Source organism: Methylobacterium sp. Leaf456 (assembly GCF_001425465.1).
Taxonomy (GTDB): domain Bacteria; phylum Pseudomonadota; class Alphaproteobacteria; order Rhizobiales; family Beijerinckiaceae; genus Methylobacterium.
The window spans coordinates 124432-150569 of the sequence record NZ_LMQV01000041.1 but is presented as its reverse complement, the minus strand read 5'-3'; the positions used below and the strand labels follow the sequence as shown (position 1 = coordinate 150569).

The following is a 26138-nucleotide window of genomic DNA, read 5'->3' as shown; positions in this document are numbered from 1 at the left end:
CCCATGACCTTCTTCGTCTCGTTCGCCGCCGACATCCTCGTCGCCATCCTGCTGGTCGCGACCATCGCCTCCTCGGTCCGGCTGTCGCGGCGCATCAGCCGGCTCAAGGCGGACGAGGCGTCGCTGCGCACCACCATCGGCGACCTCGTGGTGGCGAGCGCCACCGCCGAGCGCGCCATCGCCGGGCTTCGCGCGACGCTCGACGAGTGCGACCGCACGCTTGCCGAGCGCCTCGGCACCGCCGAGCGCTACTCCGCCGACATCGCCGCCCATGTCGAGGCCGGCGAGAGCGTGATCGCCCGCATCGCCGCCATCGTCGGGCAGGCCCGCCCGGCGGCCGTCGCGCCGACGGCTCCCGCGCCGCGCCCGGTCGCCATCGAAGTCGCGCCCGGCAACGGCGAGCGGGTCGGGGCGGCGCTCGCCGCCGCGCACGCCCTGTCCGAGCGCGCCCTCGACCGCCTGCGGGCCAGGGCCGCATGAAGCTCCCGGCGCGCCGCCTCGCCCGACTCGCGAGCCTGCCGACGCGTCCCCTCCGGCTGCGCCTGATCGACGCCGTGATCCTGGCGGCGATCGGGCTTCTGGTGCTGAAGCTGACTGCCCTGATCGGCGACCCGCCCGCGCCCGGCGGGTCGCTGCCCGACTTCGCCCGGGTGCTGGCCCATGCCCGCTCCGACTACACGCCCCCCGACCCGACCACGACCGGCTCGGTCTCCGCGCCCCCGAAGAAGGCCGAGCCCGGCCCTCCGCCGACCTACCAGCCGCCGGTGGCCGAGCCGGTCTCGCCGACCGAGCGGGCGCTTCTCGAAAAGCTGCAGGCCCGCCGCGACGCGCTCAAGCAGCGCCAGGACGCGCTGGATCTGCGCGAGCAGATGCTGAAGGACGCCGAGCGCAAGCTCGAATCCGGCGTGTCCGACCTCAAGGACGCCGAGGAGAAGGCCGAGGCCGCGGGCACCAAGAAGGGCGAAGGCGAGAAGGCCGGCCTCAAGACCCTCGTGACCATGTACGAGACGATGAAGCCCAAGGACGCCGCCCGTGTGTTCGACCGGCTGAGCCTGGAAACCCTGGTGCCGATCGTGCTGGCGATGAACCCGCGCAAGATGGCCGAGGTGCTGGCCCTGATGGGCTCCGAGCCCGCCGAACGCCTCACCGTGGCGCTCGCCAACCGCGCCCGCGGCCTCGACGCCCCGCAGACCGCCTCCGCCGCCCCGAACCTGCCGCCGGGCGAGCTTCAGGCGATCGATCCGGGGCCGAAGGCGGGCCGATAGAGCATCGTCCCGAAAGGTCGTTCCCGGCTTTCGGAAGAAGACGATGCGACACAGGGATCTCAAGCATCGTCCCGAAAGGTGGCTTCCGGCTTTCGGAAGAAGACGATGCGACACAGGGATCTCGAGCATCGTCTCGAAAGGTGGCGACCGCCTGTCCGAGTGTCGGCGGCCGTCGCCTCGGTCGCCCCCGAGGAAACGGGCCTTCATCCGATTCTCGCCGGATCGCCCGCCGCTCCGCAAGCCGGTGCTGCGGCAGAGGCCGCGCGCGGCAATGCTCAGTTGAAACTACGTAGAAAAAGATCACTAAAATTTTCCGCTCTATTTTCCGCTCGACATTGTTTTTCATATGTCTTGTTCAGTGTGCAAAATATATCGTGAGAGATGCATATTTTAATCGCTGCGTGATCCGCTTTTGACCCGAACATTACATATTTAAAGCTTGCCCAGCGTCATTGCCGCACACCACAGTCACGTGTGGAAAAAATAACAGGGGAATGGGCGACGTGCGTCATCTAAGTGGTTCTTATCTAGTTGCCTTCGCGGCTTTCCTGGCCTTCATGCCGATCAGGGCTGCGCAAGCCCTTGATGGGCCGTACAAGGTCTCGCAGGGCTTCTATAAGTTTCTCGATCGATCCGATCCGCTCGTGGCGAGCGATCGCAAAATCGACTATTGGGCGCAAGTTTACCGGCCGACAACGCTCACCGGAAAGCCGTTTCCGCTGATCATCTTTCTGCACGGCAATCACTCGACCTGCGGGCGATACGACGATTCGGCGGAGGTCCGTTTCGACGATCGCTCCAATTACACGACAACCGGCAAGTGCCCCTCGGGCTATACGGTCGCTCCGAACCACCTCGGCTATACCTACCTGGCAGAGGAACTCGCCTCCTGGGGCTACGTCGTCGTCTCCATCAACGCCAATCGCGGGATAACGGGCGGGATCGGCGTCGATGGCGATTCCGGGCTCAACCTGATGCGGGGCCGCCTCGTCCTGCGCCACATGGCGCTGCTGTCCGCCTGGAACCGCGGCACAGGTCAGTTTCCGCCTCCGGTCACCCTCGGCTTCAACCCCTTCGGCACGATGGACTTCGACCAAGTCGGCATGATGGGCCATTCGCGGGGAGGCGAAGGCGTGCGTGCCGCGCTTCAGCAACTGCGCGACGCCGGGAGCCCCTTTCCCAAGTTGATCGGCCAGACCGACATCCGCTCGCTGTTCGAAATCGGGCCTGTCGACGGCCAGACCTCACGAGTGCTCAACGCCGACGGAGTCAACAGCATGATCTTGCTGCCGTCCTGCGACGGCGACGTCTGGAAACTGGACGGCATGAAGGTCTTCGACCGCGTGTTCTTGTCCAAGACGATCGACGCATCGAAGACGTTCCACGAAACAGCTCACGTCTGGGGCGCCAATCACAACGCCTACAACACCGAGTGGCAGACATCCAATTCGCTTCGGTGCTTCGGCAGCGACACACTCTTCCAGTCCGTGGGAAGCTCGAAGCCGCAGCAGCTGACGGCCCTGCAGACGCTAGCGCCCTTCTTCCGCGCGACGGTGGGAGCCAAAGTGGACCTGAAGCTGGCGCAGCTGTTCAGCCCGGCCAATCCGCTGCCCGATCGGCTGATCGACATCACCAACGTCGATCGCGGATACCTGCCGCGACCGATCGGTTCGGACGTGATCAAGCTCGAAACGTTCTCCCAGGATACCGGCAAGACCGACAGCGGTCTGGCGACCAGAGCCTACGGCGTGAGGGTCACCCACCAGTCGGCGGCCCAGGAGCATCAGTCCGGAACGCGGGTCGCGGCGGTCGAATGGGAATCGACGACCGGGGGCGGGCGCTATTTCCGCATCCCTTTCAAGGACGTTAAAAACTTCTCCAATGCCACGGCTCTGTCGTTCCGCACGGCTCTGGGCTGCTTCGGTTCGATCTGCGACTTCCCGGCCTCGCCGGATGGCGAAGCGGCCTACGGCGTCATTCTTCTCGATGCGAACGGGCAGGCCACCAACTTCGTCTCGACCCAGCAGTTCGTGCGTCTCAGCCGGCCGGTCGGCGGCAAACGCCTCCATCGTACGCTGTATACGGTTCAAATCCCGTTGACGGCGTTCCGCGGGATCGACCTGAGCCGGGTGACCGCAATCCAGTTCAACTTCCCGCAACTGAAGGGTACGGTCAACATTGCCGATGTGACGTTGTTGAAGTCGGATCCGCTGATTTCGACGACGGCGACCTCGGTGGCCTCGTTGAAGGGCAAGCGCATGGGAATGGCGCCGGTGGCACGGATGGCGGAGGCGGTGGTGACCGCGGCCGAGGATGCGAACACGATCAGGGTCGTGCGGGATCCTGCGGCCTCCCTGCGCCGATCCGCGCGGCCGGCGGCCGAGCCGGACGTGGACATCGTCCTGACGTCGAAGCGCAGCTTTCCCGTGACGAACGCGTTTCCGGAGTTGACGGTGGGCGACTCGACTCTCCAGGGCGGAGACATCAGCGCCGACGGGAAGACGATGACGGTCACCGTCCCGGCCTCGACGTTCGACCGACTGAAGCCTGGGGCGAACGTGTCCCTGTCCGTCGTCGCGAGTTCGCCGGTCTGGCAGTTCGGCCGCCTGCCGAAATAAAAGGACGCCTCACAGCAAGCCGCATGGAACAGGACCGCCGGTTCTGTTCCATGCGTTGGTGGACGACCGCCGCCGCCTACTCTCGTCCATCCTGCGCGCGGGCCATCGGCGGTGCGTCGTGACCATCGCCGATCGGTATCACGTGTCCCCTTCGCGATCCGGCCGCTGTGACTCGTGGGCGTCCGATCGAAACGGAGACGCCGACCTCCCGGCCTCAAGCTTCCGGCGCGGCCAGCGCCCGCTCGATCGCCCCTTCCAGAGCCGCCGGCTTCGTCGCCGGGGCGAAGCGCTCGACGACACGGCCGTCGCGGCCGATCAGGAACTTGGTGAAGTTCCACTTGATCTTCTGCGTGCCGAGAAGGCCCGGCTTTTCCCGCTTCAGATCGACGTAGAGCGGGTCGGCGCCCGCACCGTTGACCTCGATCTTGGCCAACACCGGAAAGGTCACGTCGTAGGTGAGCGAGCAGAACCGCTCGATCTCCTCGGCGTCGCCCGGCTCCTGCGCGCCGAACTGGTTGCAGGGGAGGCCCAGCACCACGAACCCCCGGATGCGATGGCGCCGCCACAGGGTCTCGAGGCCCTGGTACTGCGAGGTGAAGCCGCATTTCGAGGCGGTGTTGACCACGAGCAGGACCTTGCCGCGGTACTGCGACAGCGGATGCGGCCGGCCGCGCGCGTCGAGCGGGGCGTGCGCGAGGATGTCGCTCATGAGGCGATCGCCTTCCCTTGCCGAATGTTCCCAAGTCGTCTCGAAGCGTATGTGCAGGATTTTATGGAACGATTCCAGGCTTGAGCAGAATTCGGCGGGGGACATTGCATCCGTGCTCCCGCGAGGCTAGGCGGCCCGGACCATGTGCAGGAGTTCCGTGATGCCGTCCCCCTCCCGCAGGCCCGTGCCGCCGGTTTCCCAGCGGGCGCTGCTGCTCCTCGCCGGACTGGCGCTCGGCCTCTGGTCCGTGCCGGCGGCGCTCGCCCAGGATGCCGCGCCCGACGCGACTGATGCCGCACCCGAGGAGGCGCCGAAGCCCAAGCCGAAGCCGCGCCGCCCCCCGCCGAAGCCGAAGCCCGCGGAGGAAGCCAAGGAGACCAAGGAGCCGGCCGCCGGCGCCGGGACGGTGCTGGAACCGGCGGCCGTTCCGTCCGGCCCGGCGCAGTGGCCCGCGGGCGCCCGCTCGGTCAGCGAGAGCTACGGCGACTGGACCATGAACTGCACGCGGGAGGACAACCGCACCGATTGCGTCATCATCCAGTCCCAGGGCGACCGGCGCACGGGCAAGCGCCTGTTCAGCCTCGAGCTGAAGGTGCCGAAGGACGGGCGCACGGAAGGGCTGATCCTGATGCCGTTCGGCCTGCAGATCGAGCCCGGCGTGACGTTCAAACTCGACGACCGCGGGCTCGGCAAGGGCGCGCCGTTCACCTACTGCGTCGCCGACGGCTGCCTCGTGCCGATCAGCCTCCCGACGCTCGCCACCGACGCGATGAAGACCGCACAGAACCTGACCGTGACGGCGGCCAAGCCGGACACCAAGGAGCCGACGGTCATCACGGTGCCGCTCTCGGGATTCGCCGCCGCCTTCGCCCGCTCCGCCGCCTTCGGCAGCTGAGGCGCCATCGGGGGGGCGGTGATAGGCTGTGCCCCCAAGGATGACGGGACCCCGATGCGCCTGACCGCGACGCTTCTCCTGCCGCTCCTCGTTCTCACGACCGCCGCCGCGCGGGCGGAGGAGGCGCGGCCGGGCTTCGACCAGTGCCTGACCGGCCTCCAAAGTCTCGCCGAGGAACGCGGCGTGCCCGCGACCGCCCGCGATGCGCTGAAGGATGTTTCCCCCGATCCGGCGGTGCTGCCCGCGACCAAGACGCAGGCCGAGTTCGTCCGGCCGGTCTGGGACTACATCGACGCCTCGGTGACGCCGGAAAAGATCGCGACCGGCCAGGCGAAGCTTGCCGAATGGGCCGAGGTGCTCGGGCGGATCGAGGCGGCCTACGGCGTAAACCGGCACGTGCTTGTCGCCTTCTGGGGCGTCGAATCGGGCTACGGCACCGTGCTGGACGATCCCAAGATCGTCCGCCCGGTGATCCCGGCGCTGGCGACGCTCGCCTGCCAGGACGGGAGCCGCGCCACCTTCTGGCGCGACGAACTTTTGGGCGCCCTGACGATCCTGGGCCAGGGCGACGCGGATCGCGACCGCATGACCGGCTCCTGGGCCGGCGCCATGGGCCACACCCAGTTCATGCCGAGCGCCTACCTCAAGCACGCGGTCGATTTCGACGGCGACGGCAAGCGCGACATCTGGCGCTCGGTCCCCGACGCGCTCGCCTCGACCGCCAACTTCCTGAAGAGCCACAGTTGGCGATCCGGTGAGGGCTGGGGCCAGGAGGTCGTCCTGCCCGATGGGTTCGACTATCGGCTCGCCGACGAGACCACCGAACGGACCTTCTCCGAATGGGCGGCGCTCGGGCTGAAGCCCGCCGGCGCAAAAGCGTTTCCGGACGGGGCGGAACGGCGCGCGACCCTGGTGGTGCCCGTAGGGATGCGGGGGCCGGCGTTTCTCTTGGAGCCGAACTTCAAGGTGATCCTGCGCTACAACACGGCGCTCGCCTACGCCCTCACCGTCGCCCACCTTTCCGACCGGCTCGCCGGCGGCGCGGCCTTTGCCCGCGACTGGCCGCGGGGTGACCGGATGCTGACGAACGACGAGCGCACCGACCTCCAGACCCGCCTCGAAGCGCTCGGTCACCCCACCGGCGGCACCGACGGCAAGGTCGGCCCCAAGACCCGGGCGGCGATCCGCGCCTTCCAGTCCGCCCACGGCCTCGTGCCGGACGGCTACGCCGAGGTCGGCCTGCTGGAGAAGGTGAGGGCGGCCTCGCCTGCGCCGTAAGCGGCACCTGCCCACAAGGCACGGGCCGGTCTTGCAATTCGGGCGCGAAAGCCGATTATTCAGGGAGTGAGACGAGGAGGCGGACACCTCCTCGTCTCTTTCGGTGCTTCCTTAGCCGACGCTAACGCGGAGGATCAGGCTCAAGCTGGTCCTCCGCCCATGGCGGACCTTCACCGAAACGCGAAGGCGTGGAAAGAGCCACACCATCGTCGCCTCCTGGGTCGTGATCGAGCGATGCCGTCGCCTGCGGACGCCCGGCGGCTGACCGGGCGTGAGACCTTGCCGGATTGGCGCTTCCCGCGCGATCACGGCGGGCATCGTCGCCGCCCAACTCCGAAACCTCGGTCAATGGAGCCCGCGAGGGAGCCCCGCCCATGCGCGTCCTGCTGGTGCATTGCCATCCCCGCGCCGACAGCTTTTCCGCGGCCCTGCGCACCACCGCCGTCGCGACGCTCGAAGCCGCGGGCCACACGGTCGAGGCCATCGATCTCTATTCCGAAAACTTCGATCCCCGGCTGAGTGCCGAGGAGCGCGAAAACTATTACGACGAGGCGGCGCTCCCGCCCGACATCGCCGGGCATGTCGCGGCCCTGCGGCAGGCCGATATGCTGGTTCTGGTCTATCCGACGTGGTGGTTCGGGATGCCGGCGATGCTCAAAGGTTGGTTCGACCGGGTGTGGCGGCCCGGCGTCGCCTTCGCGCTGGGCGGCGCCCGCGTGCTGCGGCCGCGGCTGACGAACATCCGCCGGATCGCGGTGGTGACGACCTACGGCTCGCCGCGCTGGCTGCTCTGGCTCGTCGGCTGGCCGGACCGCCGCATGGTGAAGCGGGGCATCTGCGTGCTCTGCGCCCCGCGCTGCCGGCTCGACTGGATCGCGCTCACCGGTATGGACGGGGCGACGCACGGTGCGCGGGAGCGCTTCGTCGCACTCGTCCGCCGACGGCTGGCGCGGTTCTGACGGGGGTCAGCCCGGATACCGCTCGAAGCGCGGGAGCGTGTGCGCGTCTTCCATCCAGGCGATGCGCTCGGCGACCTGGATATGAACCTGCGGCGGCAGTGCGGCGGGATCGTCGAGGGTGCCGGTCTGCACGTCGATCATGCCCGGCAGCATCTTTTCATTGACGTAGAACAGGCCGGTGCCGCAGCGGCCGCAGAAATGGCGCCGCCCGTGCTCCGACGAGGCGTAGACCGTGGGCTCGCCTTGAATCGTCACCTGTCCGGTCGGCACCATCGCCCAGCCGACCATCGGCGCTCCTGCATGCCGTCGGCAGTCGGAGCAGTGGCAGAGCGCGTTGTGCACCGGCTCTCCCTGCATGGTGTAGCGGATCGCTCCGCAATGGCAGCCCCCGGTCGGCATCGGCCTCTCCCGTCGAATCGCGATGCCGGACCGTAACCTCCGGGCGACCCGCAAAAAACAGGAAACCGCGACAACCCTTCGGTTGCCGCGGCTCCCTCACGGACGGGGCGTAAGGCGTGGGACGGTACCCGCCCGGAGCTCTTTCTTGGCTTTTACTCAGCGGCCTGGAGAACCGGGGCGGCGACGGGGGCCGCCTCGACCGGCTTGCCGCCCAGCGCGGCGTGGAGCTTGGCCTCATCGACTTCACCCTCCCAGCGGGCGACCACGATGCAGGCCACCGCGTTGCCGATGAAGTTCGTCAGCGCGCGGCACTCCGACATGAAGCGGTCGATGCCGAGGATCAGCGCCATGCCGACGACCGGCACGGAGGGGACCACCGCCAGCGTCGCGGCGAGCGTGATGAAGCCCGAGCCGGTGACGCCCGCCGCGCCCTTCGAGGAGAGCATGGCGACGAGAAGCAGCAGGATCTGCTCGCCGTAGGTGATCGGGGTGTCGGTGGCCTGGGCGATGAAGAGCGCCGCCATCGTCATGTAGATATTGGTGCCGTCGAGGTTGAACGAGTAGCCGGTGGGGACGACGAGACCGACGACGGGACGCGAGCAGCCGGCGCGCTCCATCTTCTCGATCAGCGAGGGCAGGGCCGACTCGGAGGACGAGGTGCCGAGCACCAGCATCAGCTCTTCCTTGATGTAGCGGATGAGCTTGATGATCGAGAAGCCGTTGTAGCGGGCGACCGCACCGAGCACGCCGAGCACGAAGATCGCCGAGGTCAGGTAGAAGGCGCCGACGAGGTAGGCGAGGTTGGCGAGCGAAGAGATGCCGTACTTGCCGATGGTGAAGGCCATCGCGCCGAAGGCACCGATGGGGGCGACCTTCATGATGATGTTGACGACGCCGAAGATGGCTTCCGACATGATCTTGATGATGTCGAGGACCGGCTTGCCGCGATCGCCGAGGAAGGCGAGGCCGAAGCCGAACAGCACCGAGAAGAACAGAACCTGAAGGATCTCACCGCCCGCGAAGGCGCCGACGGCGGTCGTCGGGATGATGTTCATCAGGAAGTCGCCGATGTTCTGTTCCTTCGCCTTGCCGGCGTAGGTCGCGACCGCCTTGGGATCGAGCGAGTTCGGGTCGATGTGCAGGCCGTGGCCGGGCTGGAGCACGTTGGCGACGATCAGGCCGACGATGAGGGCCAGTGTCGAGAACGTGAGGAAGTAGGCCAGCGCCTTGCCGCCGACGCGGCCGACCTTCTCGAGGTTGGTCATGCCGGCGATGCCGGAGACCACGGTGAGGAAGATCACCGGGGCGATGATCATCTTGACGAGCTTGATGAAGGCGTCGCCGAGCGGCTTCATGTCGGCGCCGAGCTTCGGATAGAAGTGGCCGAGCGTGATGCCGATCGCGACGGCGACGAGCACTTGGAAATAGAGCGTACGGTAGATCGGCTTGGGGGCGGACGGCGCGTGCGGCGCGGTCAGCGGAGACGGTACGGCACCCATGGGGCTTCTCCCTGCGAAGCGTGAATCGATCGGTGGGAAGCCGTCGGTCCCTTTGGGGATCGGCGTCGGCGTCCACTCTTGCTTTTGGCCTTGCGGCTCGCAGCTCTGCGGTTCAGGCATGGCTGCGTTTCGGGATATGAATGGCAACCCGCGTGCCAGCTCCGAGGAGCTCGTAACTTTTTGCTAACGCCTTGAAATGAGACTTATTTTTCAACCTCGCGCCCGGCGTCCGAGTCCGGCCTTGGCGGCTTTCCGCACGGCCCTCCCGGATTCGTTCCGGGATTCCGCACGGGGGTTCGGGCCGTGAACGGACCCGTCCCCGAGGAGGTGCGCCCGCGCACCGGCCTGTTCGTCATCGCCGGGCTCGTCGCGATGGCGCTCGCGGTCTGGCTCGCCGGCCGCGTGGCGGAACGCCTCGCGCTCACCGACCTGCGGCGCACGGCGCAATCGGCGCTCGGCCTTCAGGTCGCGGCGCTTTCGGCGGAGATGCAGCGTCAGAGCGCGCTGCCCCTGGCGCTCGCCACCGATCCCGAGATCGTCCGCGCGGTGGGCCCTTCGCCGGACAAGGCGCTGATCGACAGCGTGAACGGCCGGCTCAATCAGATCGCCCGCGCCACGGGGGCGACGGTGATCTACGTCATCCGCGCCGACGGCGTGACCCTTCTGGCGAGCAACGCGGGCGAGCCGCGCAGCTTCATCGGCGCCGACTACACCTTCCGCCGCTACTTCCGCGAGGCGATGGCGATGGGCTCGGGGGCGCAGTTCGCGCTCGGTACCGTGAGCAAGCGCCCCGGCTTCTACCTGTCCCGGCGCCTGCCCGAATCTGCCGGCGTGGTCGTGGTCAAGATCGAGTTCGACGGGGTCGAGGCGGCGTGGCAGGCGGGGCGCGAGAGCGTGTTCGTCACGGATGCCCGCGGCATCGTGCTGGTGGCGAGCGAGCCGTCCTGGCAATTCACGGCCTTGCGCAGCCTCGACGCGGCGGAGCGCGAACGTATCGACGCGTCGCGCGATTTCGGCGACGCGAAGCTCGCGCCGATGCCGATCTATCCAAACGGGGAAGAGGACGACCTCGTGCGCGTCGGCAACGGCGCGCGGCCGGCTTGGCCCGCCCTGATGCTCGACGCGGCCGTGCCCGACACCTCATGGCGGCTTCACACCCTGACCCCGATCGCGGCCGCGGTCGAGCGCGAGCGGGTGCAGGGGCGGCTGATCGCGCTGCTCGCCACCGGCCTCGCCTGGGGCGCGCTGGCGACCTGGCTCGCGCGGCAGCGGCGCATCCGCAACCGCCTCTCCGAGGAAGCCTCTCGCCGGGCCGAGCTGGAGCGGCGCGTCGCCGAGCGGACGCAGGCGCTCAGCGACGCCAACCGCCAGCTCGTCGCCGAGATGGAGGAGCGCCGCCGCTCCGAGGCCGAGCGCGAGCGGCTGGGCCGCGAACTCGCCCAGGCCGGGCGGCTCGCCGCGCTCGGCCAGTTCGCCGCCAGCATGGCGCACGAGATCAACCAGCCGCTCGCGGCGATCCGGTCGTATGCCGACAACACCGCGATTCTCGTGCGGCGCGGGCGGATCGAGGACGCCGCCGAGAACGTGTCCGCCATCGGCCGGCTGACCGAGCGGATCGGCGGGCTGACGCGCCAGCTCAAGGGTTTCGCGCGGCGCGCCTCGGGCCGGCGCGAGCCGGTGCGGCTTGCCGAGATCGTCCGCGGCAGCCTGGAAGTCTTAGGGGGGCGAGCGAGCGAATCCGGCATTCGTCTCGACGTGGCGGCGCTTCCCCCCGATCTCGCCGTGCTCGGCGACGGGCCACGCCTGGAACAGGTCGTGGTCAACCTCGTCCAGAACGCCCTCGACGCCGTGACCGGGCGGCCCGATCCGTGGGTCCGGCTCGACGTGGAGGCGGAAGGGGAGCGGGTCGTCCTGTCGGTGGCGGACAACGGCCTCGGCATCCCGGAGGCCGCCCGCGCCCAGGTGTTCGACGCCTTCTTCACCACGAAGGCCGACGGGTTGGGGCTGGGTCTCGCCATTTCCCGCGGCATCGTCGAGGAATGCGGCGGCACCCTGTCGGTGGTCTCGGGGGAGGGCGGCACGGTGTTCCGCATGGACCTTTTGCGCGCGGACGCAATCGTGCGAGAGGCCGTGCAGGAGGTCTCATGAGCGAGAGCCAACAATCCGAACGCGTCGTCTTCATCGACGACGAGGAGGACGTGCGCCGGGCCAACCGCCAGAGCCTCGAACTCGACGGCTTTGCGGTCGAGACCTTCGAAACGGCTGAAGCCGCGCTGGCCGCCATCCGGGCCGAGCCGCCGGGCGTCGTCGTCACCGACGTGCGCCTGCCCGGCCTAGACGGGCGGGCCCTGTTCGAGCGGGTGCGGGCCGACGACCCGGACTTGCCCGTGATCCTCATCACCGGCCACGGCGACATCTCGATGGCGGTCGCGGCGATGCGCGGCGGCGCCTACGACTTCCTGGCCAAGCCCTATCCGGCGGAAGCCCTGATGGGTTCGGTGCGTCGCGCGCTCGACCATCGCCGCCTCGTGCTGGAGAACCGCCGCCTCCACGCCCGGCTCGATGCCGCGATCGAGGAGGACCCGGCCTTCCTCGGCATCTCGCCGGAGATCGTGGCGCTCCGCCGCCTCGTGCGCGACGTGGCCTCGGCCGACGTGGACGTGCTCGTGCTCGGCGAGACCGGCTCGGGCAAGGAGGTGGTGGCGAGCGCGCTCCACCGCTGGAGCCGGCGGGCGGGCAAGAACTTCGTCGCGATGAATTGCGGCGCGCTGCCCGACAGCGTGGTCGAGAGCGAGCTGTTCGGCCACGAGGCCGGCGCCTTCACCGGCGCCCTCAAGCGCCGGGTCGGGCGCATCGAGCACGCGCAGGGCGGCACGCTGTTCCTCGACGAGATCGAGAGCATGCCGCTGGCGCTCCAAGTGAAGCTGCTTCGGGTGCTGCAGGAGCGCGTAGTCGAGCCGCTCGGCACCAACGAGCGCCGCCCCGTCGACATGCGGGTCGTCTCGGCCACCAAGGTCGATCTCGGCCAGGAGGCCGCCGCGGGCTCGTTCCGCGACGACCTCTATCACCGCCTCAACGTGGTGAGCGTCGCGATCCCGCCGCTGCGGGAGCGGCGCGAGGATATTCTGCTGCTGTTCCAGCACTTTTTGTCCCGCGCGGCGGCGCGGTTCGGGCGCGAGCCGCCGCCGGTCACCTCGGCGATGCGCGACCACCTCACCCGCCATTCCTGGCCCGGCAACGTGCGCGAACTCGACCATTTCGCCGAACGCTGCGCGCTCGGGCTGGCCGGTCAGCCCGCCCCGGACGCGACCGCGCCGACGACGGCGCCGACGCTGTCGGAGCAGGTCGAGCGGTTCGAGCGCGGCCTGATCCGCGAGGAGCTGATCATGGCCGGCGGCGACGTGCGCGGGGCGGCGGAATCCCTCGGCGTCCCGCGAAAAACCCTCTACGACAAGATCGCCCGCTACGGGCTGACGCCGACGGATTTTCGCTGAGGGCGTCAGGCCGCCGCCACGATCCGCCCCCGCATGAAGGCGCGGGCGTCCTCCGCGGCCAACGGGCGGGAGAGGAGAAAACCCTGCACCTCGGTGCAGCCCTTGTGGCGCAGGCGGCCGAGCTGTTCCTCGGTCTCGACGCCCTCGGCGGTGATGGTGGAGCCGAGCCGCTCGCCGATGCCGACGATGGCGTGCACGATCGCCGCCGCCACCGGGTTGTCGAGGTCGCGCACGAAGGAGCGATCGACCTTGATCTTGTCGAAGGGGAACCGGCACAGGTAGCTCAGGGACGAGTAGCCCGTGCCGAAATCGTCGAGCGCGATCCGCACGCCCAGCGCGCGCAGGCGGTGCAGGCAGCCGATCACGGCATCCGAATCCTGCATCAGCACGCTCTCGGTAATCTCCAACTCCAGCCGCCGGGCGGGCAGGCCGGAGGCGGCGAGCGCCCGGATCACCGCCTGCTCCAGCCCCTGCTTGCGGAATTGCACCGCCGAGACATTGACCGCGACCCGCATCTCGCCGGGCCAGCCCGCCGCCTCGCGGCAGGCCTCGTTGAGCGCCCAGGTGCCCATCGGCGCGATCAGCCCGGATTCCTCGGCGACCGAAATGAACTCGGCGGGCGAGACCGGCCCGCGCACCGGATGGTTCCAGCGCAGCAGCGCCTCGAACCCGCTCGGGGCGCCGTCGGCCACCGCGAAGATCGGCTGGTAGTGGAGCGCGAAGCCGCCGGAGCGCAGGGCCTCGCGCAGGTCGAGTTCGAGCAGGTTGCGGGTCGCGACCGCGGCATCCATCCCGCGCTCGTAGAAGCGGAAGGTGTTCCGGCCCGAATCCTTGGCCCGGTAGAGGGCGATGTCGGCGTTCTTGAATAGGGTCTCGGGGCCGTCGCCGTCCTCGGGCCCGATGGCGATGCCGATCGACACGCCGACGACCGCGCTCAGGCCATCGAGATCGACCGGACGGGCGAGCGAGGTGATGATACGCCGCGCGACCGAGGCGATGCGGCGGGCCTCGTCGGGATCGCTCAGGATGATGGCGAACTCGTCGCCGCCGAGCCGGGCCACCATGTCGCCTTCGCGGAGCGCGCCCCTCAGCCGCTCGGCGACGACGCGCAGCAGCGCGTCGCCCGCCGGATGGCCGAAGGTATCGTTGACCGCCTTGAACCGGTCGAGGTCGCAGCAGAGCACCGCCACCCGGCCGCCCCGACGGCGGGCCTCGGCGATGGCGCGGCCGAGCACTTCATGAAACAGGCGGCGGTTCGGCAGGCCGGTGAGGGTGTCGTGGCGGGCCATGTGCTCGACCAGCGCCTCGGCCCGCTTGCGCTCGGTGGCGTCGGCCACCGTACCCTCGTAGCCGGCGGGCGCGCCGTCGGCGCCCGGGATGAGCCACGCGGTCTCGGAGACCCAGATCGTCTCCCCGCCCGCGTGGCGGCGCACCTCGGAGACGAAGTCCTCGACCCGCCCGTCGCGGTGCAGCAGGTCGAGGAAGGCGGCGTGGCGCTCGGGCTCGACGTACCAGTCGTGGCCGAAATCGGTCTCGGGCACGAGGATGCCGCTTCCCTCGCCGTAGCCGTGCAGACGCACCAGCGCCCGGTTCGCCTGGACGATGACGCCGTCGAGGCCGGCCCGGTAGACGCCGATCACCGCGTTGTGGAACAGCGACTGATAGTCGGCCTCGGCCGCGCGCAAAGCCGCCTCGCCGTGGCGGCGCTCGGTCACGTCGGTATAGGTGCAGACGGTGCCGCCCGAACTCGTCGGGGCGATGTTGACCTCGACGACGACGCCGTTGGGGCGGATGCGCTCGTAGCGGCTGATGGGGGGACGCGGGCTGTCGCCCAGGAGCCATTCGCGCACCTCCGGCGGGGCAGTGCGGAACTCGCCGGATTCGGCCTGGAAGCGCAGCAACTCGGCGTAGCGGGCGCCCTCGTGCAGCACCGCGTCGGGCAGGCCGAGCAGGGTGCGGGCGCGCTGGTTGTGGACGCGGATGCGGCCGTCGGGGTCGATCATCATCAATCCCTGGCCCATCGCCTCCAGGGTCGTGCGCAGCGATTCGCCGGCCTCGCGCTGCTGGCGCTCGGAGCGGGCGAGATCGGTCACGTCGAGGCAGACGCCGTAGAGGGCGACCAGCCGGCCCGTATCGTCGTGCTGGGCGATGCCGTGGACCGTGACGACACGCTCCTCGCCGTCGGGCCGGATCACCCGCGAGCGGTGATCGTAACCGCCGGTCTCCCCGCTGCCGCGTCCAGCGAGCGCCTCCTCGACGGTACGGCGGACCCCGGCCCGGTCGTCGGCGTGGTAGAGGGCGATGTGCTCGTCGATGCTAAGCGGGCGCAGCGCGTCGTTGCGCCCGAAGATGCGGGCGATGCCGGCCGACCACGCGATGGTCCGGCGCCTGACGTCGATCCGCCAATGGCCGAAGCAGGCGGTGCGCTCGGCCATGGCATGCGCGGCCTGGGTGACGCGCAACGCCGCCTCCCGCTCGACCAGCCGTTCCTCGGCCTCGGCGCGCGCCAGAGCTTCGGCCGCGGCGGCGTCGCGCCGCTCGTGCAGCTGGAGATGGGCCTCGGCCAGCAGCGCCAGCTCCTGCAGCGCGCGCACTTGCGTCGCCGAGAAGTCCGGACGCGCCTCAATGTCGATGATGCAGAAGGTGCCGATGGTCCGCCCGGTGATCGAACCGATCGCCACGCCGGCATAGAACCGGGCCCGCGGCGGGCCGACGACCAGCGGCGAATGGGCGAAGCGCGGATCCTCGGTCAGATCGGGGACCACCAGCGCCTGCCCGCGGGCGCGGCGGATGGTGTGGTTGCAGAAGGCGCTCTCGCGGTCGGCCCCGTCCTCCTCGACGCCGCAGCGGGCGCGAAACCAGAACCGGTCCTCGTCGATCAGCGGGATCAGGGCGATCGGCGCGCCGAACAACTCGGACGCCGTCCGGCACAGGGCGTCGAGATGCTCCTGCGGGCCGGTTTCGAGGATGGCCCCGCGCGGCGGAGGGACGGCGTCATGGTCGAAGCTCTGCACCGCTGGGTCCAACGTCTTCGCTCGGGTCTCCCACCGGAGCCAAGATCGGCTTCAGGCGGAAGACCTTCGAAACGGAGCGGAGAATTCCAGCCCAGCGTTAACAATCCCATCGCGAACGGCGGCAAAAGACAATCCAGGGCGGCCTAAGCCGCAGCCCCGCGCTGAACGAGAGGCCGTCTCACTCGATCCCCAGCTTCTCCTTCAGAAGCGCGTTGACCGCGGCCGGGTTGGCCTTGCCGCCGGTGGCCTTCATGGTCTGGCCGACGAACCAGCCGAGCAGCGTGGGCTTCGCCCGCGCCTGTTCGACCTTGTCGGGGTTCTTGGCGATGATCTCGTCCACCGCCGCCTCGATGGCGCCGGTGTCGGTGACCTGCTTCATGCCGCGGGTCTCGACGATGTCCCGCGGGTCGCCGCCCTCGGACCAGACGATCTCGAACAAGTCCTTGGCGATCTTGCCGGAGATCACGCCCTCGCCGATGAGATCGACGATGCCGCCGAGCTGCTCGGCCGAGACCGGCGTGTCCTCGATCGAACGGCCCTCCTTGTTGAGGCGCCCGAACAGCTCGTTGATCACCCAGTTGGCCGCGGCCTTGCCGTCGCGGCCCTGCGCCACCGCCTCGAAGTAGTCGGCGGACGGGCGCTCGGCCACGAGCACGCCCGCGTCGTAGGCGGACAGGCCGTAATCCTTGATGAAACGGGCCTTCTTGGCGTCCGGCAGCTCCGGCAGGCCCTCGGCCAGCCGATCGACATAGGCCTGATCGAATTCGAGCGGCAGCAGGTCCGGGTCGGGGAAGTAGCGGTAATCGTGCGCCTCCTCCTTGGAGCGCATCGAGCGGGTCTCGCCCTTGCCCGGATCGAACAGCCGCGTCTCCTGATCGATCGAGCCGCCGTCCTCCAGGATCGCGATCTGGCGACGCGCCTCGACCTCGATGGCCTGGCCGATGAAGCGGATCGAGTTGACGTTCTTGATCTCGCAGCGGGTGCCGAGCCCCTCGCCGGGGCGGCGCACCGAGACGTTCACGTCGGCGCGCAAGGAGCCCTTCTCCATGTCGCCGTCGCAGGTGCCGAGATAACGCAGGATCGTGCGCAGCTTCGTCACGTAGGCCTTGGCCTCCTCCGACGAGCGCAGATCGGGCCGCGAGACGATCTCCATGAGCGCCACGCCCGAGCGGTTGAGATCGACGAAGCTCTTGGTCGGGTCCTGATCGTGCAGCGACTTGCCCGCGTCCTGCTCCAGATGCAGCCGCTCGATGCCGACCGTGATCGCGCCGCCGTCCGGCAGATCGACCAGCACCTCGCCCTCGCCGACGATCGGGTCCTTGTACTGCGAGATCTGATAGCCCTGCGGCAGGTCCGGATAGAAGTAGTTCTTGCGGTCGAACACCGAGCGCAGATGCACCTTCGCCTTCAGCCCGAGGCCGGTGCGCACGGCCTGGGCCACGCATTCTTCGTTGATGACCGGCAGCATGCCCGGCATCGCCGCATCGACCAGCGAGACGTGATCGTTCGGCTCGGCCCCGAAGGCGGTCGAGGCGCCGGAGAACAGCTTCGAGCGGCTCGTGACCTGGGCGTGGATTTCCATGCCGATCACGACCTCCCAGTCGTGCAGGCCGCCCTTGATCAGCTTCTTGGGATCGACGCGCTCGGTCATGTCTTTTCGCGATCTTCGTGCAGTCAGCGCCTGAAGGGCGCGTTTCGTTCGCAGTGTGTAGGAAGCGGCTGCCGGACGGGTCAAGCCGGCGGTTTCGCCCCCGGCCGCCGCGCCGCCAGCGTCACCGCCGGCCCGTTCACGAAGTCGGGGTCGTCGGTGATGATCGTGGTCTCGCTGAGCCCGTGATGGGCGAGCACCCGGATCAGGTCGGGCAGCTCCATCCAGCGGGTCTTTTCGCGATTTCCCCCCCAGAAGGTCGCGAGCTTGCGGTCCTGATAGGTCAGCTCGTGCAGCGACAGGCGCAGCCCCTCGTGCTCGACCGCGTGGGTGACGTGGCGGCGCAGCCGCCGCTCCTCGCGGAAATAGTGGGTCCAGATGAAGATGCGGTCGGTGCGGGCGGCCGCGAGCCGGATCAGCTCCAGCGGATCGAGCATGTGGTAGAGGATGCCGCAACAGAAGATCAGGTCGTAGCGCGGCCCCGGCGCCTCCAGATGCCGGCTGACGTCGCCGAGCAGGAAGGTCGAGCGGTTCAGCCCGGCGATGTTCTTGACGATCAGCGACTTGAGGAAGGCCTCCGAGTTCGACTCGACCGCCGTGATGCTTTTCGCGCCGAGCGCTTCGAGCTGGCAGGTATGGGCGCCCTCCAGCGGCCCGAGTTCGAGCACGTCGTAGCCCTCAAGCCGGCCGTTCACCCCGAGATGCGCGGCGGCCTGACCGGGCCGCGGATCGGCGCGGAAGCCCGGCAGCCCGCCGGACGGCAGGCCTTGGGCCAGCTCGGACAGGTCGCTCGCCCAGCGGTCGGCGAACAGATCGGTCGCGTTGCGATGGTTCGGTGTCGTGGTGACGAAGACGCGGCGGTTCATCGAAGCGTGCTCGGGAACCGCGCCGCCCGCGTCAAGCCCCAGGGCGGTGTTCCCCTCAAATCACCGGCACCCCTCTGGCCTTCGCCTTGTCCCCCGGCTCGACGTGGATGACCACCACAGCGCCCTCGATCTCGCTTTCGATCGCATCTTCCAGCCGGTCGCAGATCGCGTGCGATTCGATCACCGTCATCTCGCCGGGCACGACGAGGTGGAAATCGATGAAGGTGGCGCTCCCGGCATGCCGCGTGCGCACGTCGTGGGCTTCCAGAGCGCCCTCGCTGTGCGTCGAGATCAGGCCGCGGATGCGGGCGATCATTTCGGGGGAGGCCGCCTGATCCATCAGGCCGTTCACCGAATCGCGCACCATGGTCCAGCCCGACCACAGGATATTGAGGGCGACCACCCCCGCCACCACGGGGTCGAGCACCGGCGTGCCGGTGACGGCGACGAGGCCGACGCCGATGAGCACGCCGCCGGAGGTGACCACGTCGGCGATGATGTGGCGGGCATCCGCGATCAGCGCCGGCGAGCGCAAGCTCCGGCCCTGGCGGAACAGCGCGAAGGCCCAGGCGGCGTTGATCGCGCTCGCCACCGCGTTGACCGCGAGGCCCATTGCCGGGGCGTCGAGGGCCTTGGGGTCGAGGATGCCGTGATAGGCCTCCCGCAGGATCAGCACCGCCGCGACGATGACGAGTGCGCCCTCGATCACCGCGGAGAAGTACTCGGCCTTGTGATGGCCGTAGGGGTGCTCCTCGTCCGCCGGCTGGGCGGCGACGCGCACCGCCAGGAAGGCGCAGGCTGCCGCCACGACGTTGATGATGCTCTCCAGCGCGTCCGAATAAAGCGCGAGGCTGCCGGTGAGCCAGTAGGCGACGAATTTGAGCGCCGTCACGACGACGCCCACGGCGGCGCTCGCGAGAGCGGCTTTCTCGGTCCGGGTCATGGCGGGTTTTGGTGGGGTGTGGCGGGGTGCCACGCCCTTAAGGCCGGGCCTCCGGGAAGGCCACGGCAAAGGTCTTAGCCCGGGCTATCGGCTACGTCTGGGCGGCCTCGGCCGGCAGGCGACCGCGGGCGACCTCCTTGGCGCGGCTCCCCGCCGCCAAGTCGCGGGCGCGTCGAGCCCGCCGGGCATAGCCGCGGGCGAGCCAGCCAAAACTGGCGCGGGCCGCGAGCCCGTCGAAGCGGGCCGCCTCCTTCTCCCAGTAGCGCAGGGTTTGCGCGTCGAGCGTCTCGTGCGGGGTCGTGGCCATCACATGCTCTCCTCACGCCTCGGGGGCCGGGGGCGCCTGCGTCTCCTCCACGAGGAGCGCGTCCTCGTCGCCGAGGAACGAGCCCGCGCCGCGGTTGGGCAGCGGTTGGCCCGGCGTGCCGAACGGCTCGCTCGGATAGGCCTCCAGGAAGCGGCGGCGCGCGTCGGCGGCATCCTCGGCCTTGAGGCTGACCTGCGGCGTCTCGGGCAGCGGCCAGCGCGGATCGGCGGGATCGCGCGGGCGCAGGGCGTACCAAGTCATGTCGGGCATCGATCCTCGTGCAGAAGCCGCCGATCAACGCGCGAACGGCCCGCGGGCTGCATCGTCAGGACGGTGCGAGGTGGGCGAGGTAGCGGGCCGCCGCCGCCCAGTCGCCGGGTTCGGCATTCAAGCCGACATAGCCGTCGGGTCGCACCAGATAGAGCCGAACGTCCGGCGGGGTCCGCGTTTCCGGAACGATCAAGGTGGGGAAGCGCGCGGCGAGCGCGGCGCCCTCCGGCCCGCCCTCGGCGTAGAGCACGAAGCGCGGCGCACCGCCCGCACCCGGCGGAGGCCCGGCATCGTGCTCCGGCGGCCAGCGCAGGCCCGCGCCCGGCCCCTCGGAGAGGAAGCTGTCGGGATAACCGATCTCGATCTCGCTCATGGTCGCGGCCATCCGGTCCCGCACCGCGTGAAAACCGAGCAGCGCCCGGAGCGCGAGGTTGCGGGCGGCCTGCGCGGCCGGGTTGGCGAGCGTCGCTGCGGCGGTGAGGCGGGCGGCGTTGCGCAGCACGGTCTCGCCCACCGCGGCGCGTTCCGGGCTGTAGCTGTCGAGGAGGTCCGGCGCGGCCGCGCCCCGCAGCACCAGGGCGAGCTTCCAGGCGAGATTCACGGCATCCTGCATGCCGGTGTTCATGCCCTGGCCGCCCGCCGGGCTGTGGATATGCGCGGCATCGCCCGCTAGGAACACGCGATCCACCCGGTACTCGTCGACCTTGCGCTCGTGGATGCGGAAATGGCTGAGCCAGACCGGATCGGACAGGCGGAGGCCGGCCCCCGCGCGCATCTCGGTCAGCGCCTGCACCGCGTCGAGGTTCGGCTCGGGCCGCGGATGCTCGGGGTCGGCCCTGCCCACCGTCGCGACCACCCGCGCCCGCCCGCCGGGAATGGGGAACAGCACGAGCGGCCCGTCCCGGTGCAGATAGACCGCGACTTCGTCGGGCGGCGGCGCGCCCGCTCCCTCGACCCGGACATCGGCGAGCAGCCACTCGTCGCCCTGCGCCTGACCCGCGAAGGCCAGATCGAGGCCGTGACGCACGTGCGAATGCGCTCCGTCGCAGCCGATCAGGAACGGCGTGGACACCGCTTCCTCGCGCCCGTCGGAGTGGGAGAGCCGCGCCGTGACCGTACCGGCCCCTTGCGAGAAGTCCGACAGGGCAACCTCGCGCTCGACGGCAACGCCGAACCCCGCGAGATGCTCGGTGAGAAGCCGCTCGGTCTCGGCCTGCGGGATCATCAGGGCGAAGGGATAGGGGCTGGCGATCTCGGTGAAGCGCGTCCCTCCGAGCACCTGTCCGCCGCTGCGCAGCGTGGCGCCCCGCGCGTGCAGCCCGGCGGCCAGGAAAGCGGGTGTGCAGCCCATCCGGTCCATGAGTTCGAGGGTACGCGACCAGACGACTAGCGCCTTCGAGGTCCGCGTTGGCTCCGGGCTGCGGTCGATCAGGCGCACGCCGATCCCGTACCGCGCCAGCTCGCAGGCCAAGGTCAGGCCGACCGGCCCGGCTCCGACGATGAGGATCTTTTCGAGCACCGGTGGTCCCTCCGGTCGAGCGCATCCCTCGGGACCTCCTTGCGCCCCAAGCCCCGGCCGGGGCAACCCGCATTTGCCTCCCGGCCGCATCCGCGGCAAAGCCGCTCGGTTCTCGTGCCGCATCGGCTTCTCCCGACAAGCCGGCGGCCACCTTGTCAGACCGATGCTCCATGCGCGTGGACCTGTTCGACTTCGATCTCCCCGAGGCGCTGATCGCGCTGCGCCCGGCGAACCCGCGCGACGCGAGCCGCCTGCTCGTGGTGCGGCCGGGCGAACCCCTGCGCGACCGCGGCGTGCGCGATCTGCCCGGCCTGCTGGCGCCGGGCGACGTGCTGGTCTTCAACGACACGCGGGTGATCCCGGCCCGGCTCGCGGGCATTCGCCACCGTCCCGGCGGCACGGGCCAGCGCTGCGAGGCGATGCTGCACCTGCGCGAGGCGCCCGACCGCTGGCGCGCCTTCGCGAGGCCGGCCAAGCGGCTGGCCGTCGGCGACCGCATCCACTTCGGCTCCGAGGGGGAGGGCGCAAGCGAGGTCTGCGCCATGACCGGCCTCGAAGCGACCGTCGAGGCCAAGGGCGAGGGCGGCGAGATGTCCCTGCGCTTCGACCTCGCCGGCCCGGCGCTCGACGAGGCGATTATGGCGCTCGGGGCCCTGCCGCTGCCGCCCTACATCGCCGGCAAGCGCGCCACCGACGCGCAGGACGCGACCGATTACCAGACCGTCTACGCCCGCGAGCCCGGCGCGGTGGCCGCCCCCACCGCCGGCCTGCACTTTTCGGATTCCCTATTATCCGCCATCGACTTGGCGGGGATCGGGCGCGCCCACGTCACCCTCCATGTCGGCGCCGGCACCTTCCTCCCCGTGAAGGCCGACGACACCGAAAACCACCGCATGCACGCCGAGATCGGCACCCTCGACGCCGCCACCGCGGAGCGCCTCAATACGACGCGGGCGAACGGCGGCCGGGTCGTCGCGGTCGGCACCACGGCGCTTCGCCTGCTGGAGAGCACCGCCGGGCCGGACGGCACGATCCGCCCGTTTTCCGGGCCGACGGAGATCTTCATCACGCCGGGTTACCGCTTCCGCGCGGTCGATGCGCTGGTGACGAACTTCCACCTGCCGCGCTCGACCCTGTTCATGCTGGTGAGCGCGTTTGCCGGCCTCGACACCATGCGCGCGGCCTACGGGCATGCCATCCGTGAAGGCTACCGCTTCTACTCCTACGGCGATGCGAGCCTGCTGTTTCCGGCGCCGCCCGCCTCATAGAGTTCTCGAGAACATGACCGATCCGCGCTCGATCAGCCCCGATTTCAACTTCGCGATTCACGCCCGCGACGGGCAGGCGCGCACCGGTGCCATCTCGATGCCGCGGGGCAGCATCCGCACGCCGGCCTTCATGCCGGTCGGCACGGCGGCGACCGTCAAGGCGATGTACCCGGAGCAGGTGCGCGAGCTGGGCGCCGACGTGGTGCTCGGCAACACCTACCACCTGATGCTGCGCCCCGGCCCGGAGCGGATGGAGCGCTTGGGCGGCCTGCACAAGTTCATGCGCTGGGATGGGCCGATCCTCACCGATTCCGGCGGCTTCCAAGTGATGTCGCTCTCGGCGCTGAGGAAGATCGACGAGGACGGCGTCACCTTCCGCTCCCATGTCGACGGCTCGTCCCACCGGATGAGCCCGGAGCGCTCCATCGAGATTCAGGGGCTGCTCGGCTCCGACATCCAGATGCAGCTCGACGAATGCGTGCGGCTCCCCGCCGAGCGCCCGGCGATCGAGAAGGCGATGCATCTCTCGCTCCGCTGGGCCGAGCGTTGCCGCGTCGCCTTCGGCGAGCAGCCGGGCAAGGCGATGTTCGGCATCGTCCAGGGCGGCGACGTGCCGGAGTTGCGGGTCGAGAGCGCGCGGGCGCTGACCGATCTCGGCCTGAAGGGCTATGCCATCGGCGGGCTCGCGGTGGGCGAGCCGCAGGCGGTGATGCTCGCCATGATCGAGACGGTGGAGCCGCACCTGCCGCAGACCAAGCCGCGCTACCTCATGGGCGTCGGCACGCCCGACGATCTGATGCAGTCGGTCCTACGCGGCATCGACATGTTCGATTGCGTGATGCCGACGCGGGCCGGTCGCCACGGCCTCGCCTATACCCGGCACGGCCGGATCAACCTGCGCAACGCCCGCCACGCCGAGGATGTCCGCCCGCTGGACGAGGCCTCCGACTGCCCGGCGGCCCGCGACTATTCCCGCGCCTATCTCCACCACCTCGTCCGCTCGGACGAGATTCTGGGGATGATGCTGCTGACGTGGAACAACCTCGCCTACTATCAGGCGCTGATGGCGGGCATGCGCGCGGCCATTACCCAGGGGCGGCTCGCCGACTTCGTCGCGCAGACGAAGGAGGGCTGGGTCCGCGCCGAGGCCGATGCGAAAGCCTGAGGGATCAGCGGAGGTCGGCGCGCTTCTGCGCCTTGGTGTAGCTCGTGATCGCCGCCTGGCAGCCGGGCGAGAGCTTGGCCTTGTTGGTCTTGAAGCAAGCGCGCACCTCGGCGCTGTCGGGGGCGAGGTCGCCGCAGAAGCTCAGGTAATCGCCGGTGCAGTGCTGCCGCAGGGCATCGCGGTCGGCCGGCTGGCTCGGGGCGGGGGCAGCGAGCGCCGCGCCGGAGGTGAGGAGGAGGGCCAAAAGGGTGCGTCCGATCATCAAGTCGTCTCCTGCGCCCGGTCGCGCCGGGCCGCGGAGGGTAGACGCTCCGATCTGGACGAGAGTGCGACCACAGCATGGCAGCGCCTCCGCCGCCCCCGCGGCATGCTCGCCACGCCAATCCATCGCCCCGCAGCCGGCCCCGCGCACACCGACTGTGGGCACACCCGCGCTTCGTGTTGACCCTCCCGCCCCGACCCCCTATTGCGAGCCACGCACACAGCCACCCCGGCCCCGCCGGACGGCCCCCGTGCGAGCGCGTAGCTCAGTTGGTAGAGCAACGGACTTTTAATCTGTAGGTCCTGGGTTCGAGTCCCAGCGCGCTCACCACTCATCTTACTGCTCCCACCGTATTATTGTGAAATTCGGCTTCCGCTGATCGTTGCCGGTTGCCAAACTCCTTTGGTGTCGGCTGTTCTGGAGCTTGCGCCGAAGAGGTTCCTTCGGGTCTCCGTCCAACCTTCCTTGAGCTTGCGTGCAGTCTCACCCGACGCGCCGGGCCTGTCGCCTTCCCGCTGATAAGACAGCGGGGAAACAGCGGGGCGGGTCCGAACAGCGGCGCTGGCCGCCGATCGCCTGAGCGGGTCGGTCTCCTGATTACAATGGGCAAAAACAGGAGCGGCTGCCCCGAAAGTACGGGGCCGTTACGGGGGGCTGCCGGAGCCGCAGCCGACGGGCTCGCGCCCTGTTTCAACCGGCGGAAACCGGCTCGGCTGGGGCTCGGTCCAACCGGAGCACGGTGTTGGCCTCGGGGCGGCGGAACAGAGCCTCGGCGGCCTGTCGCGGCGCCGGGGGCACCCCCGCGACGAGGCGGCCCACTTCTCCGACCGGGCGGCGCCGATGGCTCGGACCCGCGTGCGGTGGTGGTGCTGCGCCGTGGCCCGCGTGCCGGCGATGCGGCCCTGGGAGAAGGCTGCGGCCGTGGCCTTGGAGGCGCGGCGGCGCCTGCTCGCCGAGGTCGGCGATGAGCGAGTGGATTCCGGCCTTCACCTCGTCCACGCTCTCGACGTTGGCCTCGTCGAGCGACGGGCCCCGGCGGTCGGACGCGTCAGGCGACGCCAAAGAGGTCGTGCAGGCGAGCGGAGATTTCGCGGGTGTCCATGGCCGGGCTCCGGTCGGATCGATGGTCCGACCTCCCTGGCCGGTGGCTCCACCGTCAAGGGACGTTCACGTCGCGCAGCGCAGAGTTCGTACTGTAGGAAAAGCAGGCTTTCCGGCTGTCCGGCGTGCCAGCGCATCGTCCCGAAAGGTGGTTTCCGGCTTTCGGAAAAAAGGCGATGCGGCACAAGAACATAGAGCATCGTCCTGGATCAGATATCCAAGACGATGCTCTAGATCGCGGCCGGGTTGAACCGGGCCGGGGAGGGCGCGCTCGAAGCCCTGGAAAGCCTGCGGGTCGAGGCGCCGGCCCTGGCCGTTTGCGTCGAACTGCTGTGAATTCTCCTCTGGGCGGAGAGCGGCGGCCTAGCAGACGGAAGCTGACCTCAAGGGCATTCGTCGTTGGTCCAGGTGTACCGGCCCTTCGCCTCGCGGGCGATCGCCGCGCAGACGCTTTCGGGAACGTCGCCGGTGCAGGTGCGACCGCCGACATAGTCCGTCACCCGGCAGGCGCCGGTCGTCGCGGGCTTGGGCGCCGGGGCCGTCCCGGCGCCCGTCTGGCTCTGCTGCTGCGCCCAGGCCGGGGTCCCCAGGAGGGACCCCGCGAGCAGCGCCGCCGCAACCGTCGTTCCGAGTAACACGATCCGGGTCATGACAGGCGT

At 69.6% G+C, this 26138-nt stretch carries 23 protein-coding genes and 1 tRNA gene; 11 read left to right on the top strand and 13 right to left on the bottom strand.

Annotation, left to right across the window (positions count from 1 at the left end; translation table 11 throughout):
• The first annotated feature begins 3 nt into the window (after positions 1–3).
• The 3 genes from ASG52_RS19310 to ASG52_RS19300 all read left to right on the top strand — a co-directional run bounded on the left by ASG52_RS19310 (position 4) and on the right by ASG52_RS19300 (position 3883).
• On the top strand, positions 4–480 hold the full coding sequence (locus tag ASG52_RS19310; protein WP_056246799.1) for a DUF6468 domain-containing protein: 477 nt from the start codon (positions 4–6) through the stop codon (positions 478–480).
• A complete protein-coding gene (locus ASG52_RS19305; RefSeq protein ID WP_056246797.1) occupies positions 477–1265 on the top strand; it encodes a MotE family protein in 789 nt (262 codons plus the stop codon). Before ASG52_RS19310 ends, ASG52_RS19305 begins: the two co-directional genes overlap by 4 nt.
• Positions 1266–1759: 494 nt before the next feature.
• Complete coding sequence (locus tag ASG52_RS19300) at positions 1760–3883, top strand: alpha/beta hydrolase (RefSeq protein ID WP_056246795.1); 2124 nt, start codon at positions 1760–1762, stop codon at positions 3881–3883.
• A 214-nt stretch (positions 3884–4097) separates the two neighbouring features.
• On the opposite strand, the gene ASG52_RS19295 is transcribed toward ASG52_RS19300, so the two are convergent.
• Positions 4098–4592: a glutathione peroxidase gene (locus tag ASG52_RS19295; RefSeq protein ID WP_056246792.1), complete on the bottom strand. Its 495-nt coding sequence runs from the start codon at positions 4590–4592 to the stop codon at positions 4098–4100.
• Positions 4593–4752: 160 nt separating this feature from the next.
• Here ASG52_RS19295 and ASG52_RS19290 point away from each other — a divergent pair, with 160 nt between their 5' ends.
• The 3 genes from ASG52_RS19290 (at position 4753) to ASG52_RS19280 (ending at position 7724) form a co-directional block, all read left to right on the top strand.
• Positions 4753–5487 (top strand): invasion associated locus B family protein, encoded by a 735-nt coding sequence (locus tag ASG52_RS19290; protein WP_056246790.1) that lies wholly within the window; start codon positions 4753–4755, stop codon positions 5485–5487.
• A 54-nt stretch (positions 5488–5541) separates the two neighbouring features.
• Entirely contained in the window at positions 5542–6765 is a 1224-nt protein-coding gene (locus ASG52_RS19285) for a lytic murein transglycosylase (protein ID WP_056246788.1), read from the top strand.
• A gap of 374 nt (positions 6766–7139) precedes the next feature.
• Positions 7140–7724, top strand: a complete 585-nt coding sequence (locus tag ASG52_RS19280; protein WP_056246787.1) for an NAD(P)H-dependent oxidoreductase — start codon at positions 7140–7142, stop codon at positions 7722–7724.
• Between the two features lie 6 nt (positions 7725–7730).
• On the opposite strand, the gene ASG52_RS19275 is transcribed toward ASG52_RS19280, so the two are convergent.
• On the bottom strand, positions 7731–8123 hold the full coding sequence (locus ASG52_RS19275) for a GFA family protein (RefSeq protein WP_056246785.1): 393 nt from the start codon (positions 8121–8123) through the stop codon (positions 7731–7733).
• A 152-nt stretch (positions 8124–8275) separates the two neighbouring features.
• The gene (locus tag ASG52_RS19270; RefSeq protein ID WP_056246782.1) at positions 8276–9622 is read right to left on the bottom strand and encodes a dicarboxylate/amino acid:cation symporter; all 1347 of its coding nucleotides are present in this window, start codon (positions 9620–9622) and stop codon (positions 8276–8278) included.
• 303 nt (positions 9623–9925) lie between these two features.
• Here ASG52_RS19270 and ASG52_RS19265 point away from each other — a divergent pair, with 303 nt between their 5' ends.
• Both ASG52_RS19265 and ASG52_RS19260 read left to right on the top strand, forming a co-directional pair.
• Positions 9926–11770, top strand: a complete 1845-nt coding sequence (locus tag ASG52_RS19265; protein WP_056246780.1) for a sensor histidine kinase — start codon at positions 9926–9928, stop codon at positions 11768–11770.
• Positions 11767–13116: a sigma-54-dependent transcriptional regulator gene (locus tag ASG52_RS19260; protein ID WP_056246778.1), complete on the top strand. Its 1350-nt coding sequence runs from the start codon at positions 11767–11769 to the stop codon at positions 13114–13116. The genes ASG52_RS19265 and ASG52_RS19260 overlap by 4 nt, the downstream gene beginning before the upstream one ends.
• A 5-nt stretch (positions 13117–13121) precedes the next feature.
• On the opposite strand, the gene ASG52_RS19255 is transcribed toward ASG52_RS19260, so the two are convergent.
• The 7 genes from ASG52_RS19255 to ASG52_RS19225 form a co-directional block, all read right to left on the bottom strand.
• Entirely contained in the window at positions 13122–16130 is a 3009-nt protein-coding gene (locus ASG52_RS19255) for a bifunctional diguanylate cyclase/phosphodiesterase (RefSeq protein WP_286159108.1), read from the bottom strand.
• A gap of 178 nt (positions 16131–16308) precedes the next feature.
• Positions 16309–17781 carry an Asp-tRNA(Asn)/Glu-tRNA(Gln) amidotransferase subunit GatB gene (gatB, locus tag ASG52_RS19250; RefSeq protein WP_056246774.1) on the bottom strand — a complete coding sequence of 491 codons (1473 nt, stop codon included), beginning with the start codon at positions 17779–17781 and terminating at the stop codon, positions 16309–16311.
• Between the two features lie 80 nt (positions 17782–17861).
• Positions 17862–18644, bottom strand: a complete 783-nt coding sequence (locus tag ASG52_RS19245; RefSeq protein WP_056246772.1) for a class I SAM-dependent methyltransferase — start codon at positions 18642–18644, stop codon at positions 17862–17864.
• 55 nt (positions 18645–18699) lie between these two features.
• Entirely contained in the window at positions 18700–19587 is an 888-nt protein-coding gene (locus tag ASG52_RS19240; protein WP_056246771.1) for a cation diffusion facilitator family transporter, read from the bottom strand.
• 91 nt (positions 19588–19678) lie between these two features.
• Positions 19679–19894: a hypothetical protein gene (locus ASG52_RS19235; RefSeq protein WP_056246769.1), complete on the bottom strand. Its 216-nt coding sequence runs from the start codon at positions 19892–19894 to the stop codon at positions 19679–19681.
• 12 nt (positions 19895–19906) lie between these two features.
• Complete coding sequence (locus ASG52_RS19230; protein WP_056247078.1) at positions 19907–20155, bottom strand: hypothetical protein; 249 nt, start codon at positions 20153–20155, stop codon at positions 19907–19909.
• Between the two features lie 64 nt (positions 20156–20219).
• Positions 20220–21683, bottom strand: coding sequence for an FAD-dependent monooxygenase (locus tag ASG52_RS19225; RefSeq protein ID WP_286159106.1), 1464 nt, complete (start codon positions 21681–21683; stop codon positions 20220–20222).
• A 170-nt stretch (positions 21684–21853) separates the two neighbouring features.
• Between ASG52_RS19225 and queA the strand changes: the two genes are divergently transcribed.
• Together queA and tgt are read left to right on the top strand one after the other, a co-directional pair.
• On the top strand, positions 21854–22951 hold the full coding sequence (gene queA, locus ASG52_RS19220) for a tRNA preQ1(34) S-adenosylmethionine ribosyltransferase-isomerase QueA (protein ID WP_056246765.1): 1098 nt from the start codon (positions 21854–21856) through the stop codon (positions 22949–22951).
• Between the two features lie 13 nt (positions 22952–22964).
• Positions 22965–24116, top strand: a complete 1152-nt coding sequence (gene tgt / locus ASG52_RS19215) for a tRNA guanosine(34) transglycosylase Tgt (protein ID WP_056246763.1) — start codon at positions 22965–22967, stop codon at positions 24114–24116.
• Positions 24117–24120: 4 nt separating this feature from the next.
• Here the strand turns inward: tgt and ASG52_RS19210 are convergent, their stop codons facing one another.
• Positions 24121–24378 (bottom strand): hypothetical protein, encoded by a 258-nt coding sequence (locus ASG52_RS19210; RefSeq protein WP_056246761.1) that lies wholly within the window; start codon positions 24376–24378, stop codon positions 24121–24123.
• A 254-nt stretch (positions 24379–24632) separates the two neighbouring features.
• Here ASG52_RS19210 and ASG52_RS19205 point away from each other — a divergent pair.
• Positions 24633–24708 (top strand) — tRNA-Lys (locus ASG52_RS19205).
• Positions 24709–25068: 360 nt separating this feature from the next.
• On the opposite strand, the gene ASG52_RS19200 is transcribed toward ASG52_RS19205, so the two are convergent.
• Positions 25069–25440, bottom strand: a complete 372-nt coding sequence (locus tag ASG52_RS19200) for a hypothetical protein (protein WP_056246758.1) — start codon at positions 25438–25440, stop codon at positions 25069–25071.
• A gap of 422 nt (positions 25441–25862) precedes the next feature.
• Entirely contained in the window at positions 25863–26129 is a 267-nt protein-coding gene (locus ASG52_RS19195; protein ID WP_056246757.1) for a hypothetical protein, read from the bottom strand.
• Between the last annotated feature and the right edge of the window lie 9 nt (positions 26130–26138).

Bases quoted from the DNA above. Each gene is read 5' to 3' on its own strand.
- ASG52_RS19310 (WP_056246799.1), top strand. From the start codon at position 4: ATGACCTTCTTCGTCTCGTTCGCCGCCGACATCCTCGTCGCCATCCTG.
- ASG52_RS19305 (WP_056246797.1), top strand. From the start codon at position 477: ATGAAGCTCCCGGCGCGCCGCCTCGCCCGACTCGCGAGCCTGCCGACG.
- ASG52_RS19300 (WP_056246795.1), top strand. From the start codon at position 1,760: ATGGGCGACGTGCGTCATCTAAGTGGTTCTTATCTAGTTGCCTTCGCG.
- ASG52_RS19295 (WP_056246792.1), bottom strand. From the start codon at position 4,592: ATGAGCGACATCCTCGCGCACGCCCCGCTCGACGCGCGCGGCCGGCCG.
- ASG52_RS19290 (WP_056246790.1), top strand. From the start codon at position 4,753: ATGCCGTCCCCCTCCCGCAGGCCCGTGCCGCCGGTTTCCCAGCGGGCG.
- ASG52_RS19285 (WP_056246788.1), top strand. From the start codon at position 5,542: ATGCGCCTGACCGCGACGCTTCTCCTGCCGCTCCTCGTTCTCACGACC.
- ASG52_RS19280 (WP_056246787.1), top strand. From the start codon at position 7,140: ATGCGCGTCCTGCTGGTGCATTGCCATCCCCGCGCCGACAGCTTTTCC.
- ASG52_RS19275 (WP_056246785.1), bottom strand. From the start codon at position 8,123: ATGCCGACCGGGGGCTGCCATTGCGGAGCGATCCGCTACACCATGCAG.
- ASG52_RS19270 (WP_056246782.1), bottom strand. From the start codon at position 9,622: ATGGGTGCCGTACCGTCTCCGCTGACCGCGCCGCACGCGCCGTCCGCC.
- ASG52_RS19260 (WP_056246778.1), top strand. From the start codon at position 11,767: ATGAGCGAGAGCCAACAATCCGAACGCGTCGTCTTCATCGACGACGAG.
- gatB (WP_056246774.1), bottom strand. From the start codon at position 17,781: ATGACCGAGCGCGTCGATCCCAAGAAGCTGATCAAGGGCGGCCTGCAC.
- ASG52_RS19245 (WP_056246772.1), bottom strand. From the start codon at position 18,644: ATGAACCGCCGCGTCTTCGTCACCACGACACCGAACCATCGCAACGCG.
- ASG52_RS19240 (WP_056246771.1), bottom strand. From the start codon at position 19,587: ATGACCCGGACCGAGAAAGCCGCTCTCGCGAGCGCCGCCGTGGGCGTC.
- ASG52_RS19235 (WP_056246769.1), bottom strand. From the start codon at position 19,894: ATGGCCACGACCCCGCACGAGACGCTCGACGCGCAAACCCTGCGCTAC.
- ASG52_RS19230 (WP_056247078.1), bottom strand. From the start codon at position 20,155: ATGACTTGGTACGCCCTGCGCCCGCGCGATCCCGCCGATCCGCGCTGG.
- queA (WP_056246765.1), top strand. From the start codon at position 21,854: ATGCGCGTGGACCTGTTCGACTTCGATCTCCCCGAGGCGCTGATCGCG.
- tgt (WP_056246763.1), top strand. From the start codon at position 22,965: ATGACCGATCCGCGCTCGATCAGCCCCGATTTCAACTTCGCGATTCAC.
- ASG52_RS19210 (WP_056246761.1), bottom strand. From the start codon at position 24,378: ATGATCGGACGCACCCTTTTGGCCCTCCTCCTCACCTCCGGCGCGGCG.
- ASG52_RS19195 (WP_056246757.1), bottom strand. From the start codon at position 26,129: ATGACCCGGATCGTGTTACTCGGAACGACGGTTGCGGCGGCGCTGCTC.